At 34.0% G+C, this 15833-nt stretch carries 16 protein-coding genes; 7 read left to right on the forward strand and 9 right to left on the reverse strand.

All coding sequences use genetic code 11. The features are described from left to right. Window positions 1-127: 127 nt before the first annotated feature. Window positions 128-1069, reverse strand: coding sequence for an RluA family pseudouridine synthase (locus tag IC221_RS25010; RefSeq protein WP_188171571.1), 942 nt, complete (start codon window positions 1067-1069; stop codon window positions 128-130). A gap of 67 nt (window positions 1070-1136) precedes the next feature. Here IC221_RS25010 and IC221_RS25015 point away from each other — a divergent pair, with 67 nt between their 5' ends. Next, window positions 1137-2327 (forward strand): site-2 protease family protein, encoded by a 1191-nt coding sequence (locus IC221_RS25015; RefSeq protein WP_223241486.1) that lies wholly within the window; start codon window positions 1137-1139, stop codon window positions 2325-2327. Window positions 2328-2349: 22 nt separating this feature from the next. Here the strand turns inward: IC221_RS25015 and cas6 are convergent, their stop codons facing one another. From cas6 to IC221_RS25035, 4 genes are all read right to left on the reverse strand, one after another. Continuing rightward, window positions 2350-3063, reverse strand: coding sequence for a CRISPR-associated endoribonuclease Cas6 (cas6, locus tag IC221_RS25020; protein ID WP_188171572.1), 714 nt, complete (start codon window positions 3061-3063; stop codon window positions 2350-2352). Window positions 3064-3304: 241 nt separating this feature from the next. Next, window positions 3305-5209 (reverse strand): asparagine synthase (glutamine-hydrolyzing), encoded by a 1905-nt coding sequence (gene asnB / locus IC221_RS25025; protein ID WP_188171573.1) that lies wholly within the window; start codon window positions 5207-5209, stop codon window positions 3305-3307. A 129-nt stretch (window positions 5210-5338) separates the two neighbouring features. Beyond that, complete coding sequence (gene chrA, locus IC221_RS25030; protein WP_188171574.1) at window positions 5339-6469, reverse strand: chromate efflux transporter; 1131 nt, start codon at window positions 6467-6469, stop codon at window positions 5339-5341. A gap of 343 nt (window positions 6470-6812) precedes the next feature. Continuing rightward, window positions 6813-7316, reverse strand: a complete 504-nt coding sequence (locus IC221_RS25035; protein ID WP_188171575.1) for a metallophosphoesterase — start codon at window positions 7314-7316, stop codon at window positions 6813-6815. A 102-nt stretch (window positions 7317-7418) separates the two neighbouring features. Between IC221_RS25035 and IC221_RS25040 the strand changes: the two genes are divergently transcribed. Both IC221_RS25040 and IC221_RS25045 read left to right on the forward strand, forming a co-directional pair. Continuing rightward, window positions 7419-8033, forward strand: a complete 615-nt coding sequence (locus IC221_RS25040) for a DUF4251 domain-containing protein (RefSeq protein WP_188171576.1) — start codon at window positions 7419-7421, stop codon at window positions 8031-8033. Between the two features lie 285 nt (window positions 8034-8318). Next, the gene (locus IC221_RS25045) at window positions 8319-8825 is read left to right on the forward strand and encodes a ferritin-like domain-containing protein (RefSeq protein WP_188171577.1); all 507 of its coding nucleotides are present in this window, start codon (window positions 8319-8321) and stop codon (window positions 8823-8825) included. 11 nt (window positions 8826-8836) lie between these two features. Here the strand turns inward: IC221_RS25045 and IC221_RS25050 are convergent, their stop codons facing one another. Beyond that, window positions 8837-10171: an N-acetylmuramoyl-L-alanine amidase gene (locus tag IC221_RS25050; RefSeq protein WP_188171578.1), complete on the reverse strand. Its 1335-nt coding sequence runs from the start codon at window positions 10169-10171 to the stop codon at window positions 8837-8839. 157 nt (window positions 10172-10328) lie between these two features. Between IC221_RS25050 and tatC the strand changes: the two genes are divergently transcribed. Continuing rightward, on the forward strand, window positions 10329-11162 hold the full coding sequence (gene tatC / locus IC221_RS25055; protein WP_188171579.1) for a twin-arginine translocase subunit TatC: 834 nt from the start codon (window positions 10329-10331) through the stop codon (window positions 11160-11162). Window positions 11163-11238: 76 nt separating this feature from the next. On the opposite strand, the gene recR is transcribed toward tatC, so the two are convergent. Both recR and IC221_RS25065 read right to left on the reverse strand, forming a co-directional pair. Next, the gene (gene recR, locus IC221_RS25060) at window positions 11239-11844 is read right to left on the reverse strand and encodes a recombination mediator RecR (protein ID WP_188171580.1); all 606 of its coding nucleotides are present in this window, start codon (window positions 11842-11844) and stop codon (window positions 11239-11241) included. A gap of 25 nt (window positions 11845-11869) precedes the next feature. Beyond that, complete coding sequence (locus IC221_RS25065; RefSeq protein WP_044201289.1) at window positions 11870-12160, reverse strand: ATP-dependent Clp protease adaptor ClpS; 291 nt, start codon at window positions 12158-12160, stop codon at window positions 11870-11872. A gap of 132 nt (window positions 12161-12292) precedes the next feature. Between IC221_RS25065 and IC221_RS25070 the strand changes: the two genes are divergently transcribed. The 3 genes from IC221_RS25070 (at window position 12293) to IC221_RS25080 (ending at window position 15187) form a co-directional block, all read left to right on the forward strand. Beyond that, entirely contained in the window at window positions 12293-13195 is a 903-nt protein-coding gene (locus IC221_RS25070) for an SDR family oxidoreductase (protein ID WP_188171581.1), read from the forward strand. A 247-nt stretch (window positions 13196-13442) separates the two neighbouring features. Next, window positions 13443-14216 (forward strand): DUF6089 family protein, encoded by a 774-nt coding sequence (locus IC221_RS25075; protein WP_188171582.1) that lies wholly within the window; start codon window positions 13443-13445, stop codon window positions 14214-14216. Window positions 14217-14467: 251 nt separating this feature from the next. After that, a complete protein-coding gene (locus IC221_RS25080; protein ID WP_188171583.1) occupies window positions 14468-15187 on the forward strand; it encodes a DUF6089 family protein in 720 nt (239 codons plus the stop codon). A 55-nt stretch (window positions 15188-15242) separates the two neighbouring features. Here the strand turns inward: IC221_RS25080 and IC221_RS25085 are convergent, their stop codons facing one another. After that, a complete protein-coding gene (locus IC221_RS25085) occupies window positions 15243-15824 on the reverse strand; it encodes an outer membrane beta-barrel protein (RefSeq protein ID WP_188171584.1) in 582 nt (193 codons plus the stop codon). Window positions 15825-15833 lie beyond the last annotated feature (9 nt).

The following is a 15833-nucleotide window of genomic DNA, read 5'->3' on the forward strand; positions in this document are numbered from 1 at the left end:
AGCAGTAGTTCAGTTGGTTAGAATACCTGCCTGTCACGCAGGGGGTCGCGGGTTCGAGTCCCGTCTGTTCCGCCAACCAATTCAAGGGAAAGACAAGTTCGTATGGGCTTGTCTTTTTTTTATGTCTTTATATTAATAGCTCTTTTATATCATTTGATACATCAGAATCAAACGCAAGAACTGTGCTTCGATCATTGGGAGAGATAAAATGTAATGTTTTAGCGTGAAGACAATGACGTCCAATCTGCGTTTGAATTTTCCGGTCTAATACTAGAAAAGGTACTTCATAGCGCAGGTCGCCAACAAGTGGATGTCCTAGGAATTGCATGTGAACTCTGATCTGATGCGTTCTACCTGTTTCCAACCTACATTCTACCAAAGTAAACTTAGAATAACGCTGTAGCACCTTATAATGCGTTACAGCCTCTTTACCAAAAGACTTATCCACCGAAACTTCAATACTTCTTTCATTTTCTGGGTGTCTCCCAATATGTTGATGAATCGTTCCCTGATCTTCTTTTACATTTCCCCACACTAAAGCATTATAAATTCTGAACGGTTTCATTTTCTTAAACTGCTGACTTAAAAATTGTCTAGCATGTTCAGTTTTCGCTAAAACTAACACCCCACTTGTATCTTTATCTAAACGCTGGACAATACAGTCTTTTAAGAGTACATCTTTCTGATCTGTTTTTCTATAATACGTTTTTAATGCATTCTGAACAGTATTACCATAATTCCCTAGTCCAGGATGCATGGGCATTAAGGCAGGTTTATTGATTACAATGCACTCACTGTCTTCATGGAGTACTTCTAAGGGATAATCATACTCTAGCAGTTCAGTAAGCTTGTTGAAAGGTTCATACCAACGTATGATGTCATCAGGTTTAACGAGGTAACTAGCCTTTGACTTTTTATCATTGACAGTGACCATTTCAGTTTTAATTTTCTTCTGAATGATATTTCTACTTTTATTAGGAAGGTTTAAAGATAGAAAATGATCTAACCGTACTTGTTTACCTGCTTTAGGTACTGTAAATTCTTCATGAAGATGCTTCTTTTCTATCATTCTCTTTTTTTGTTGTATGATCCAAGCTACAAAGTTAACTTGCAAGACTTATTGATGGAATTAAAATATGGAAGAAAATAAAGAGACGAATCAAGATATAGAACAATCCCAATTTGAAACTCCTACTCCAAAGGAAGAAAAAGTAGGAATGGTATGGTGGAAACACCTTCTATTATTTGTTGTTACTTTAATGGCGACAACATTTGCGGGTTTAGAGTGGTTATATGGTAAATCAATTCTTTTTTCACCTATCACTCCTGAAGAGTGGTTAGGCGCTCTTTCTTATTCAGTTTCATTTCTTGGAATATTGACAGTACATGAATTCGGACATTATTTTACGGCTAAATACCATAAACTTAAAGTTACCTTACCTTATTATCTTCCTGTATGGTTTTTTAGCTTAGGTCCTTCAATAGGGTCATTTGGTGCTTTTATCAAAATAAAGAGCATGATCAAAACAAGAAATGCATTTTTTGATGTAGGTGTTTCAGGTCCATTAGCAGGCTTTGTAGCAGCCTTGATTATTTTGTTTTATGGTTTTACTCATCTTCCTCCTGCAGACTATATTTATCAGATTCACCCCAATTATGAGGAATACGGAGCCAATTATGCAGAATATGTTTACGAGGAGTTAGGAGAAGGTGAGGATTTAATGCTGGGAACCAATTTATTATTTGAGTTTTTCAAGCATTATGTAGCTCCAGATCCATCATTAGTACCTAATCCGCATGAAATGATGCATTATCCTTACTTATTTGCGGGCTTCTTGGCTTGTTTTTTCACTGCTTTGAATTTACTCCCTTTTGGTCAACTCGATGGAGGACATGCATTGTACAGTATTATAGGTTATAAGCGATTTAGGCAGTTATTACCTTTCACATTTGCGGCCTTTTTATATTGGGGAGGATTGGGTTTATTTTCAGCCAATGACAATCATGAGTATCTTTTGAGTTATGCACCGTTATATCTTCTCTACTTATACTTTGTTTCCATGAAGTTATTCAAAGATAAAGTAACGATTGCTCTTTATGCAATGGGAATTTTCACTGCTCAATTTATTACTGTCACTTTTATCCCTACTGCCATGGGATATACAGGTTGGTTATTTTTTGGATTAATCTTATCAAGGTTTATTGGGTTGCATCACCCGCCAGCCTTATATAACAAAGGTGTTGATACCAAACGAAAGATTGTTGGAATCATCACCTTAATTGTTTTTATTTTATGCTTTACACCTACTCCATTTATTATGAATTAATAATTGGGAGTAGAGAATTAAATTACTTAGAATTTTCTTCGTCTACGATGTAGGGTTTCTTTTCTGGATTAAAATATGGGATATCTAACATGCCAAATCCATGAGCAGTTAATTCACCAAATCCATTGTGATAGATAAACTCTTGCACTTCAGGAGCTGCGAGTATCTCAAATGGTAAAGTATAGCCTCTTGCTTCCTTGATTTCTCCATTTTTAATAACAGAGTAGATTCGAGCAAACTTCTTGTCCATTCGATTAATTCTGGCCAAATAATCTTGATCAGGAATCACTTGGAATCTGAAAAAAGAAGCGATTTGCTCTTGTGTATACAAACCTGAGCTTTCCATTCTAAACATTGTAGAATCATACAACATGTCTGAAAAGTCATCACTTATTGGATTAACAAACATCTTATTGTTCAACCCTTGGATATCGTGAAAAGGTACAATGGGAGAAATGCATAGGTATTTCATTGACTCACTGAATTGAGGAACTTCTTCTACCTCAACACTGTCAGCTTGTAACATCAAATTACCTAAGAGAATATGAGACTCTCTAAATAACCCATTTACGATACTATCAACGAATTCTTTGTTTGGGCTGGTTAATACGATGGTCGCTTTTTTTGAAAAATAATGTAATCCTTCTCGGCCAACTTTAGTCTGTCCTTTAAGTCCAGAAAAAGTAAAATTGGCATTATCAAATAAGTTATTATCAGCACATGCTATCTTTAGCATATTCTGAACAAGTTTTTGGTGGTGGAAGGGTAAAATAGCACCCTTGTTACGGAGATTGAAGATTATTCTTATGCGCACCTTCTAAAAAATTTGTAGTTGGTAACTTTCAATAGGATAAATCCTAGATAGATAAAAAAATTAATAAAGTGTTTAAACACTCGTAAAATACCTCATTGAGGTAGATTACTTAATATCATTAATTTATCCGAATTAAAGTAATTTTTTTGATAAAAATATATTTTTAAGCTTTATTTAACGAAGGATTATATTTTTTCCACCAATTCTGCAATACCAAAATTGACCACACTTGATTTTGATCATAATTGGAAGAATTGAAGATTGTATTTTTTAAACTTTCGGTATAGTTAACGTCAAAGATACCTTGACTTGCTACAAAGTCCTTGTCTAACATCTCATTAACCCAACTCCTAAGGGCTGTTTTATAACCATTCATCAACGGTACTTCAAACCCATGTTTGGGGCGTTTATATAATTCTTCTGGGAGTAAAGTCCTAAATGCATCTTGCAGAATTCTCTTTTTCATGTTGCCATGAATTTTGTATTCCGAAGGTAATCTCATTGCAAATTCAACTACTCTATGGTCTAAAAATGGAACACGAACTTCTAGACTATTAAGCATACTCATAGAGTCTACTTTATGAAGCATATCATTTACGAGTAAACCATTGAGGTCAGAGAATAAAACATCATTGATACCATTTCCATCAATGTATTGTGTTAAATGCCCCTTTCTTTCTGCAAATGCGTTGTCATCAATTTGACCTTTAAAGCTTTGTGAAAGGATACTTCTTGTAGTGTCAGTATCTCTCCAGCAGCATTGAAACCAGTATCTTTCTTGAGGAGAAAGCTTTAATCCATCTCCAAACTTAATGGCTTGTCTTATTTTATTTCCAAAAGCCGAATTCCTACTTTGTGGGAGTTGTTTCAAGACAGGGAGACCCGCTTTAATTACTTTTGCAACTGTACCTTGATATCTTGATTTCCATTCTCCAAGATGTTTATTATATCCTGCAAACATTTCATCAGCACCATCACCGGATAAGGCTACTGTTACTTTCTTTTTGGTCTCACGACAGAGAATGTTCACTGCTAATGCTGAAGCATCTGCGAAAGGTTCAGCATAACTGTCCAACATACCAAATAAATGATTGTAGAAATCATCTGGAGTTAATTTGAAAGCAGTATGATCTGTATTGTATTTTTTTGCGACTAATTCTGCGTAGTGGGTTTCATCAAAAAGTGGTTCATCTTTATAACCAATAGAAAAAGTCTGGAGTTGTTCAGTATGTTTTGAAGCCATGGCTACTACTGCTGAAGAATCAATTCCACCACTCAAGAAAGCTCCTAAAGGAACGTCTGAAATCATTCTCTCTTGAATAGATGCTTCCATTACATTCAAAAGTTCTTTTTGAGCCTCTTCATAAGTAAGGTTCAATGGTGTTGTACATTGTTCTTTGAGTTGATAATAAGGCTCTACAATTACCTCTTTTCCTTTGATGAACATATAATGTCCTTGAGGTAATTTCTTGATATTCTTAAAAATGGAATCAGGAGTTGGAATGTAGGTGAGTTGAAGTAATTGGAAAATTGAAGTAGGGTCAACTTCTTTCTCGATTCCAAATTGTAATAGTGAGATCATTTCACTACCAAAAACTACTTTATCTTCATCAACAGAGTATAACAATGGTTTAATCCCCATTCTATCTCTTGCTATGAAAAGACTATTTTCTTCGTTGTCATAAATAGCAAACCCAAAGAAGCCATGAAATTGATTCACACAACCCTTTCCGTAGTGGATATAAGCATAAAGTAAAACTTCAGTGTCAGAGCTTGTTTTGAAATTGACGCCTTTATTTTTTAATCGCTCTTTTATCTCCTGATAATTATAAATTTCACCATTGAAGACAATAGTATAACGACCAGAATCATCATGCATAGGTTGATTAGCACCTTCTGATAAGTCAATAATGGAAAGGCGTCTATGCCCCAAATGAACAAAATGACTACTATAAACATCAGAAGCATTAGGACCTCTATGGGCAATAACTTCTGTTGCTTTATGCATATGAATTGCTTGCATTCGTCCAATTTCATTGAAGGCAAATAAACCTGTAATTCCGCACATGATCTTCTACTGGAGGTTAAAAAATGGTTGATTAAAGAACTTTACAAAACGAAATTAGCAACAAAAATCAAAAAGCCAACGAATAAAATCCATTGACCCTGATAATTATTAGAAAAGGCAACGGAAGACTTAAATAAATGATAACAGATAACCAAGTATACTACCTCCTAGGATGATCCACATACTGTTGACCTTTTTAAATTTGAAAGTGATCACAATACTTAAGAGAGCAATAGTAATACTTTGCCAATCTTGTAAAGAGGTAACGGTCATTTCAAAAAGCACTTTTACCATAATAGCAACTGATGCAATATTTACGGCATCTAAGAAATACCCTACTTGTTTTGAGTTTCTTAATTTTGAGATAAATGGATTTAAAATTAAGACAAGAATAAAAGAAGGGAGAAAAATGCCCAAAGTAGCCATTATTGCTCCACTGACCCCACCTAATTGAAATCCTACAAAAGTAGCAGTTGACAGGACTGGGCCTGGGGTGAATTGTCCAATTGCAATGGCATCCATTAATTCTTGTCGTGAAAGCCAACCATTACCGACCAATTCAGCATCTAAATAGGCAAAAAGTACATATCCACTACCATACAATACCGCACCTACTTTTAAGAAGGTTAGAAAAATAGTTGAAGTAGATATACCTACAATCCCATTTAGCGGACTTGAAGTGAGTAATAAAGGTAAAAAGGCTTTTTTGTCTGTACTTTCCTTATGCTTAACATTAAAATAGAAGACACCCATTAAACCTGTCCCTAACAAAGCCACGATTTCATTGACTCCTAAAAATGAAGCAATGAAAGTAATCACTCCTAAAATTCCAATTTCAACTCCTTTTAAAGCCTTCTTTCCTAATTTTAAGATTGCACCCATGATGATCGCTAATACGGCAGGTTTAATACCAATAATAAAAGGAGCTACATTGGGAAGTTCTCCATATTCAGTATAAAACCAACCTAAAATACCAGTAATGACGACAGCGGGGAAAATGAATGCAATTCCTCCAAAAACTAACCCTAAAAAACCAGCTCTTTCATGTCCCACATGCATGGTCATTTCCGTTGAGTTTGGACCAGGGATTAAATTAGTAGCTCCTATTAGATCCAAGAAGTGCTCACTACTCATCCATTTCCTTTTTTCAACAATTTCTTTTTCTAACATGGCGATATGTGCAGCAGGACCACCAAAGGCAATACACCCAAGACGGAACATTACGAAAACAACTTCTAGTAGCTTTGATGATTTGTTCATTTATAAAGATTGTTTGATTGATAATTATAGTATTGGTATTTCCTCTATAAGAGGAGTTATTAATGAATGATGCAAAGTAAATACAAATGAACGGGTGTTTTGTGGTCTATTTGAAAGGATAATAGTAAAAAAATAGGCATCGAGCACTTAAACCGCCCGATGCCTATCTGTGTCACGCTTTAGAAACTGATTTTTATTATTAAAAATATTTTCAGTTTGCTAGCATTATCTCATCTCATAACTTTCAATAACAAATTAAGCGTATTTTGAACACATACAGAGGTGATCTAGATGTAAATAAATGTTGATTGTTATCATTGTTTTGAGTTAAGTGGTTGATAATCTATATTTTTGCTCTGAGCCCTAACTCAATAACTTTTAAATCTTTTGGTTTTTCATCTTCTATTCTTAATCGAATAAGTGTCCTCATTCTATGAAAACCATGTCTTCCTGCTGCTCCAGGGTTGATATGTAGTAATTTCCTTTCTGGATCTGGAATTACTTTTAAAATATGAGAATGACCACATATAAACAGATCAGGTTTTACCTCACTTAATCGTTTTTTGAGTTTAGCGGTATATTTTGGGGGATACCCACCAATATGTATGATGTAAACTTTTACGCCGTCTATTTCAAAAAGAGCTTCTTCAGGATATTCAGCTCTGATGGCTCCATCATCAATATTTCCATAAACTGCTTTGGTAGGGGCTATGCTCTGAAGTTGTTGCATAACATGTATATCTCCTATATCACCTGCATGCCAAATTTCATCGCAACCTTCTAAATTTTTTAATATATGATCATCAATATAACTATGTGTATCTGATAGGATACCTATTTCTTTCATGCTTGAAATGTTAATATGCTTGAATTGAATCAACTCAAAAACTATTCAATCGTTCAATTGAATATGAAAAATGATTTGAAAAACTATAACGCTGAAAATACTATGAAGAACTTAATAAAAATATTAATCGTTTCAATTTCTTTTATGTTTAGCTCTAACTTATTAGCTCAAGATGCGGCATTTGAAGAGCAGCCATTAACTAAACAGGAAATAAGAGCTCAAAAAAGATTAGAAAAAAAGAAGGAAAGAGAGCAAAGAAAAATGTTAGCAAAACAAATGGAGATGATTGCTCATGAACAAGCGGTTTATGGCATTGATAGCTCAAGTTTTGTTTTGGAAGCGATTCAAGTGTATGATCGATATGGAAACATTGAAAACGTAAATAGTAATATCAACTTTGTTAAAATAGCTGGAGATGTCGCTATTTTCCAATTAGGTTTTGATGGAGTAGTAGGCCTCAATGGTGTGGGAGGTATTACCATGGAAGGTAGAATCTCAGGTTATGAGGTTGAAAAACTAGAAAATGGTAGAGTAAATGTAAAATTCAACGTGCAAGGACCAATTATGTCTGCTAGTATGAATTTTACAATGGATGGCGAAGGAAACTTTGCGAATGTAAAGGTAAGAGCACAGACTGAAAACATTGAATTAAATTTCAGAGGTCAAATTAAGCACCTCAACCAATCAAGTGTTTATGAAGGTATGAAGTTATTCTAATGCTTTGATACACTTATAAAGTGTAATGAAGTTTTGACATAAAAAAAAGAGCAGTTTCTTAGAATCTGCTCTTTTTTGCTTCATTTCATTTCATTTCTTTTGTATAACAAATATAGGATTTAGTTTGATTATCTCATGGTGATAAGGAAATTATTTCTAGTGATTTTTGTCATTGAAAGTGAATTTTGATGCTGTTATTTTAGGTGTGTGAATTACACTTATAATGTAATAGATGCTGAGATTGTGTTTAAAATAAATTGTCAATCCTAATAAAACTGAATCATTATGAAACAATTTGAAGATTTAAGAGACTTATTTATCCATCAAATGAAAGATCGATATGATTCTGAAACACAACAGGTTGGGGTGTATCATGAATTGAGTATGAGAGTGAAATCAGTAGGTTTAAAAAGAATTTTAGCAATATGTGAGAAAAGTGCTCAAAAACATATAGACTTTTTGGATGAGTTATTTACTGACCTACATGAAAACCAAGTGGGAGATATTTGTGAATGTAGTTTGGGAATGATCAAAGAGTTGAATATGATTCTAGATAATACCTCTAATCATAATATTACAGACATTGCTATTTTGTCTACCATTAGACAACTTCATTCCAATGACCTTACAGGATATCAAAATATTTTGATGTATGCGGATCAAGTACATGATGATGCTATATTGGATGTCTTAAAGCAAATGCTTAAAAACGAAAAAGATTTAGATCAATTACTCGATGAAACGATGTTGGCACTTATCCAAAAAGAACATGTGCTAGAGGCGGACATTTGAGTTGGAACTTACTATGGTAATAATTTTTTCTGGGGTTTCCTTGCTTGGTTTTCTAATACAGTAACTATAAATGCATCAGGAAACCCTTTTTGTCTTACGGAGGTTAAGATTTTCTGTGCTTCTTCTTTTGAATAGGTTTTTCCAACAAGTACTTGATATTTGTAGGCATTTTTGGATTCGTCATCATAAAAAAGAAAAACAGGATAGCCTAAGGATTTAAACTCTCTTTTATTCAAATCCACGTCATCTACACTTGACATAATCTGAATTCTATAGAAATGTAGCTTAGATAATTTGTCGCTGTCCTTGTTAGTTGTAATTGAGTCTTTTGGTGTATCGTTCTTTACGACTGTTATTTTTGCTTCTTTTACTTCTGATACAACCTCTTTTTTAGGTGTTACAGGAATTGTTTTCGGTTTTGGAGCGTCAAACCTTCTTACATAAGCATCTTTAAAGCCTTTCTTTTGAATTGTTTTCGCTAATTTATCAGCTACTTTTTTTTCATATTCTCTTCCTACCAAAAGAGCATAGTGCTGACCATCTTTATGAGGATCAACTTTCATCTTTAAATTTCTAATTTTCTTAGATTTTAAATCAGCTGTTGGATTAGTAGTAGATCCAATCTGTACTCTATAATAAGGGTATCGATTGTCTTTTGCAGGTCTAGGTCTTTTGTTTTCAAAATCTCGAATGGCTCTAAAAAGAGCAGAGGCAATGTAGGTTTGTCCTTTTCCAGAATTTAAGTAAGCTTCTTCTTTAGCATTACTCATAAAACCACATTCCACTAATACACCAGGCATTTCGGTATATTGAATCACTTGAAGGTTGTGTCCTCTATCGTTTCTATCCTTTATTCCTCTACTTTTTCGTCCCGCTCTTACAAAATCTTGATCAATTTGTCTGGCCCAACCATAAGAAGTTGGGAATTTCTTGCTTTGAATATGTACTTGAGTTCCATGGTAACTTTTATGAGCAAGACTATTGCAATGTATACTTATAAAATAATCCGCTTTTACACTATTCGCATAATTCACTCTTTCTTCCAAAGAAACCGTACGATCCGTTTTACGAGTATACTTTACAACAACATTATTTACCCTTTCTTCTAAATATCCACCTAACCTAAAGGCAATATCTAAATTAAGGTCAGATTCATGCTTGTAATAACTTTTGCTTCGAGGCTTACCAACATCAGTACCACCATGACCAGGGTCAATGACAATCACTACCTTTCTGTCAAAACTATATTGTTTGTAGGATTCACTTTGTCCAAATACAGTGGGACTAAATAGGACAAAAATGGAGACTAAGTTTAAAAAAAGATATTTAAGACGATTGGATAACATAAAAATTCTCTCCGGATATTATTAATTGAATATACGAAATTACTCAGAATGCATTAGTATTTACAAGTATTCTTATTTAGTTCTTTTAATTATTATGCCATTTCGCACAAAATGTCGAACTTTGGTGCCGAAATTAAATAAGAACTCATACAAACGAATGGCAGATAATAACGAACAGCAGGAAATGTCATTCTTAGATCATTTAGAAGAACTAAGATGGCACGTGTTGAGAGGAGTAGCTTCAATTTTTATTTTCTCAGTAATCGCATTTATAGCAAAATCTTTTGTTTTTAACGTCATTATATTAGGACCTTCACGCTTAGACTTTCCAACATATACATGGCTTTGTGAACTTTCGCATTATTTGGATACGGAAGCTTTGTGTATAAAAAGCTTACCTTTTACTATTCAGAGTAGAACTATGACAGGGCAATTTGCCATGCACATTATGTCGTCCATCGTGATTGGGTTGATTTTCGCATTTCCATATACTTTCTGGGAAGTTTGGCGATTTGTAAAGCCAGGTTTGTACCAAAACGAACAATCAGCAACCACGGGTGCTACTTTTTTTGTGAGTCTTTTATTTATCACGGGAGTATTATTTGGGTATTATGTAGTTTCTCCGTTGGCCATCAATTTCTTGTCCAATTACCAGATTGATGAGAGTGTACTAAATGAGTTTGACATCTCTTCATACATCTCTACTTTGTCAATGATTGTCCTTTCGGGCGGAGTGATGTTCCAATTACCAATGGTCGTTTTCTTTTTATCAAAATCTGATTTGGTTACTCCAGATAGTATGAAAGATTACAGAAGACATGCTATTGTTATCATTTTGATTGTTTCGGCTATCATTACTCCTCCAGATCCAATTACTCAAATTTTAATTGCTGGACCAATTGTAATTTTATATGAAATAAGTATTTACATTTCAGCAAGAGTATTGAAAAGTAAACAGAAGAAGGCGAAAAAGGAATTAAGAAAGGTGTAAACTCTTTTTAAGAAACATAAAAAAAGCTGGATATATTTTAAAATATATCCAGCTTTTTCTTTGGAAAGAACTTTACCTAAAGGGAGGTTCTTTCAGAAATGGACCTTCCTAGCGTTAACTCATCAGCAAACTCAAGAGCACCACCAACCGGTATGCCTCTTGCAATATTTGTTACTTTTAAAGAAGGAATATTTTCTAATTGTTGTCTTATGAAAAAAGCAGTGGTATCTCCATCCAGACTAGCATTTAAGGCGAATATTACCTCATTTATATCTTCTGAATGAACACGCTCAATGAGATGTTCAATGGTAAGATCCATTGGTGTAATTCCTTGTAATGGTGAAATCACACCATTTAACACATGATAAACTCCTTTATAAGCACCTGTTGATTCAATAGCCAACACATCAGACATATTTTCTACAATACATAATGTAGAAAAATCTCTTGATGGGTTTGAACATACATTACAAAGCTCATCATCAGAAATATTGTGGCATTTTTTACAATACTTTACATTCAGTTTTAATGAAGCAATAGATGTTGCTAAGTCTTTTGCAAATAGCTCATCTTCTTTCAAAATGAATAGAGCCATCCTTAAAGCAGTCTTTTTACCAATGCCGGGTAGTTTTGAAATTTCTTCAACGGCTTTTTCTAAAGATTTTGAAGGTAAGTTGGACACGGCTAAAAGTATTGAAATGTAAAAATTATAAAATTTCGCAAGAAATTCCTCTGTCACACAATGCAGTTCGCATAGGTGTTAGTTCATCAAAAGTACCATTCTTAACGGCACATTTTCCATTGTAATGTATAATCCAAGTACACTGTTCTGCTTGATGTGTAGTATGATTACAAACTTGAACCAACGCATCAATCACAGTATCAAATGTATTTACATCGTCGTTAAAAACGACTAACTCTCGGTTAAGTTCAGAATCAACCAGGGTTTCCTCCAGCTCTTGAACTTCAGTATCACTTTGTGTTGAAAACTTAATCATATGAAAGTAAAAAGATTTGATACACAAAAATAGCAATCCTATCATTAATTAGCTAATTGCCTCTCTAATAACATTCGTTCTTTCAAATTAGTTTACGTAATTAGTGCAAATTCTACTAAAATTTATACAAAAATGAGAAAAACAGTTCTGATCACCGGAGCAAATGGATTATTGGGTCAGCATCTTACTCTTCAATTAGCGAAACAGGATAATTTTAACGTTGTAGCTACAGGTAGAGGAGACGATCGATTAAAAGAAGAAGACTATCAGTATTTTTCGATGGATGTTGCTGATGAGAATAGTGTAAGAAGTGTGATGCAAGAATTAAAACCTTCAATCATTTTTCATTGTGCTGCAATTTCGAAAGTAGAGCATTGTGAAGATGATCATGAAGAAGCCATTCGACAAAATGTAACAGCCACTCAGATTTTATTAGAAATTGGAAAAGAAAATAAATTAGAGCAATTCATTTATCTATCCACGGATTTTGTTTTTGACGGAGAAAAAGGATTGTACGAAGAAGACGATCAAAGAAACCCTCCTAACTATTACGGGACAACAAAAATGATGTCAGAGGACTTTCTTTTAAAAGAAAAGGAGGTAAAGGTAGCTATTGTTCGGACTTGTTTAGTTTATGGACAAGTAAAAGATATGAGTCGATCTAACATTATGCTTTGGGTTAAAAATAAGTTAAGTAATGGAGAGGCCATCAAAGTAGTAAATGATCAATATAGAACTCCAACATACGTAGGAGATTTGGCTAAAGGGTGTATCCTTATCGCAGAGAAAAATGAGGAAGGAATATTTCATATTTCAGGAAAAGATTACCTTACGCCCTATGCAATTGCGATACAAGTTGCAGAATACCTAGGTTTAACAACTTCTTTGATTTCACCTGTGAATGCTTCAACCTTTAAAGAACATGGTAGACGCCCTTTAAAAACGGGTTTTACCAATCAAAAAGCTTACAATGTGCTTGATTATCAGCCAATTTTGTTTGAAGAAGGAATGAAGAAAGTATTAGGTGAAAATTAAAAAGTTTAAAATTTTCTTAAAAAAATATCTCCTAAAAAGAGTTATAAATAGATACAAAACCTTATATTTGCTAGTGTGTAAACTACTATGCCTAACGTTTTTATACATTAATCCAAACAATTGCTCCTTCAATTAGTGTGAACAGACTGTTTGGCATAAAACATGTAATACTAAAGGTTGAAGAGTATTTCAGTAACGAAAATTGATAAGATTACTCCACCTGATTCATATAAAATATTTTTTCAGAATGAAATTTAAAACTTCACTTCAGGCTGTTTTATTTTTGATACTTCTATGCTTTGCTTATACTGAAAGTAATGCTCAAGGTATGAGAAGTAGGGCTCGATTTACAACGAAAAAGAGATACGTAAGTTTTGGTGGTATGATCACTACAGCCAATTTTATGGGGGATTTATCTCCTGCAAATAGCTTAGGAAGTATTGATTGGTCACATACTAAATTCCAATTTGGAGGTTTTATCCAAAAAAGAATGATGCCAAGAGTTACTGCTCGTTTATCATTGAATAACAACATATTCTCCGGTAGCGACAAAGATGCAGGCTTAAATGTTGACAGAGGCTTGGAATTTAATACTTATGCTCTTCAGCTTAATGCGATGGGTATTGTGGATTTATTTCCAAACTCAGGGGTGTTTTACAGGAGACCTAAAGTACCAATTCCATACATTGGATTAGGATTTGGTGCTTTATTTGCTACTTCTTCAGTAAGACAAAAGCCCGCAGGGGATTATCAAGGAAGTATAATCACTGATGAGATAAGAGTGAATACAGTAACATATGTTGTTCCTGTAGCACTAGGTGTAAGATATAAGTTGACTTCGCATCTCGATATTGCATTTGAAGCAACAGCAAATTACACTGGATCAGACTTAATTGATGGGATTGATAATGATATCAACTCAAGTCCAAGTACACGTGATGTAAATGATGTGTTTTTAACACTAGGATTTCAGTTGAACTACATTATAGGCGGATCTATCAAGATGCCTAAATTCCGTTAGAAAATAAATAAATAACTTGAAAGTCCGTCAGGTAACTGTGCGGACTTTTTTTGAACCTAATCTAAAGTATTAAACCAATGCAATCAGACTTTTTATGCTTTTTTGAAGAAGTATTTGCCTTAGAATTTTCATCAAAAAGCATCAATATTATCCTTTATAACTTAATTGAGACTTGATAAATTATGTTTGCAAACAAAATGCACGATTGCTTTAGTTGGTACTTAGACTTGATTTTTTTAAATAAACAAAGTATGAAAAAGGAATTGAAATGTCTTTTGATCTCATGCTTCTTAATTACTATCACTTTTGTAAATAGTCATGAAGCAAGTGCACAGTATTGGGTATTAAGTGGCGGTGTTGGAACCACTTTTTATTCTGGAGATGTATCTCCTATACCTCATCCTGCTGCCTTTAGAGTCGGAGGGAAATTCGCCGCGAAGTATAAGATAAGAAACCATTTCTTATGGAGAACAAGTTTAGATTTAGGTTGGTATACTGGAGATGATGCTCATTATGATAAGTCATTTCATCAAGCAAGAAATGCAAGTTTTGAAAATTTGATGTTTAATGTAGCAACAGGGTTTGAATACAATTTTTTAAAGTTTAGAGAGCACAAAAGAAAAATTGACAACTTCACGCCTTACTTTTTTATGCAGTTGGGAGCAGGTGTTTTTCCAATATTAAATACTACCACAACTAGTGCAAATAAGGCTTATACAGCAGTAACTCTTCCAATAGGTATTGGTTTCAAAAAGAGAATTTCTTACTACTTAGATTTTGGTATGGAGTTTAGCATTGTGAAACCGCTATGGAATGATAATACTGATTCTATCTATAGAGGAGCAAGGACAGCTCCAGAAAGAGAGCAGATAGTATATCCTTCTTGGAGAGATAATTATTACTTCTTAGGGTTTACATTAAGTTATCATATTTATAAGGTTAACTGCCCAGAAGATGGGAAAAGAAGATAAAAAAATAAAGGCTATCATTTACTGATAGCCTTTATTTTTATGTTTGAAGTTTTGATTATCCACCGAAGAAGTAACCAACACTTAAGATCCATTGTGTAGCTTTGATAGATGGAGTATTTAATTGTTGTGAAATTAAATCTGATCCAGACTCATATTTTACATCAACTGTAAGTTTTTTGATATCAGCACCAATACCTGCTTGCCATCCCCAAGTAAAGTTATTGTAATCTAAATCATCAGCGTCTTCAGGAAAGTTTGATTGAGCAACAGCACCACCAAATACACGGCCACTGATACCTAATAAACCGAATTTTAAACCTACAACGATAGGTACATCAAATCTATTAACGTATCCATCGTCTGATCCTTGACCTTGGAGAGTGATCGTGCCACCAACTCTAGAATAAAGAGCTTCAACTTGAGCGTAAATAGGTAATACAGGAATGTTAGTTCTAAACATACCACCAACATGCCAAGAGGCAGTTCCTTCTGTTGACCATCCTGTAACAGGACCACTTAAGTCGTAATTAGAAGCACCAATTCCACCTTTAATACCAAAGCTAAATAATCCGTCTTGAGCTTGGGCTGTAGCTCCAATAAGTAATAAACCAATAAAAAGAGTTAAGATTTTTTTCATAATAAAATG

Origin of the sequence: Flammeovirga sp. EKP202 (genome assembly GCF_014534745.1) — a bacterium.
Lineage (GTDB): Bacteria > Bacteroidota > Bacteroidia > Cytophagales > Flammeovirgaceae > Flammeovirga.

Excerpts from the sequence above, each read along its gene's own strand:
- IC221_RS25075 (WP_188171582.1), top strand. The coding sequence starts at position 13,443 with ATGAAATTTAAAACTTCACTTCAGGCTGTTTTATTTTTGATACTTCTA.
- IC221_RS25085 (WP_188171584.1), bottom strand. The coding sequence starts at position 15,824 with ATGAAAAAAATCTTAACTCTTTTTATTGGTTTATTACTTATTGGAGCT.
- IC221_RS25045 (WP_188171577.1), top strand. The coding sequence starts at position 8,319 with ATGAAACAATTTGAAGATTTAAGAGACTTATTTATCCATCAAATGAAA.
- IC221_RS25035 (WP_188171575.1), bottom strand. The coding sequence starts at position 7,316 with ATGAAAGAAATAGGTATCCTATCAGATACACATAGTTATATTGATGAT.
- cas6 (WP_188171572.1), bottom strand. The coding sequence starts at position 3,063 with ATGCTAAAGATAGCATGTGCTGATAATAACTTATTTGATAATGCCAAT.
- IC221_RS25050 (WP_188171578.1), bottom strand. The coding sequence starts at position 10,171 with ATGTTATCCAATCGTCTTAAATATCTTTTTTTAAACTTAGTCTCCATT.
- IC221_RS25010 (WP_188171571.1), bottom strand. The coding sequence starts at position 1,069 with ATGATAGAAAAGAAGCATCTTCATGAAGAATTTACAGTACCTAAAGCA.
- IC221_RS25015 (WP_223241486.1), top strand. The coding sequence starts at position 1,137 with ATGGAAGAAAATAAAGAGACGAATCAAGATATAGAACAATCCCAATTT.
- IC221_RS25065 (WP_044201289.1), bottom strand. The coding sequence starts at position 12,160 with ATGATTAAGTTTTCAACACAAAGTGATACTGAAGTTCAAGAGCTGGAG.
- IC221_RS25070 (WP_188171581.1), top strand. The coding sequence starts at position 12,293 with ATGAGAAAAACAGTTCTGATCACCGGAGCAAATGGATTATTGGGTCAG.
- asnB (WP_188171573.1), bottom strand. The coding sequence starts at position 5,209 with ATGTGCGGAATTACAGGTTTATTTGCCTTCAATGAAATTGGACGAATG.
- chrA (WP_188171574.1), bottom strand. The coding sequence starts at position 6,469 with ATGAACAAATCATCAAAGCTACTAGAAGTTGTTTTCGTAATGTTCCGT.
- tatC (WP_188171579.1), top strand. The coding sequence starts at position 10,329 with ATGGCAGATAATAACGAACAGCAGGAAATGTCATTCTTAGATCATTTA.
- IC221_RS25080 (WP_188171583.1), top strand. The coding sequence starts at position 14,468 with ATGAAAAAGGAATTGAAATGTCTTTTGATCTCATGCTTCTTAATTACT.
- IC221_RS25040 (WP_188171576.1), top strand. The coding sequence starts at position 7,419 with ATGAAGAACTTAATAAAAATATTAATCGTTTCAATTTCTTTTATGTTT.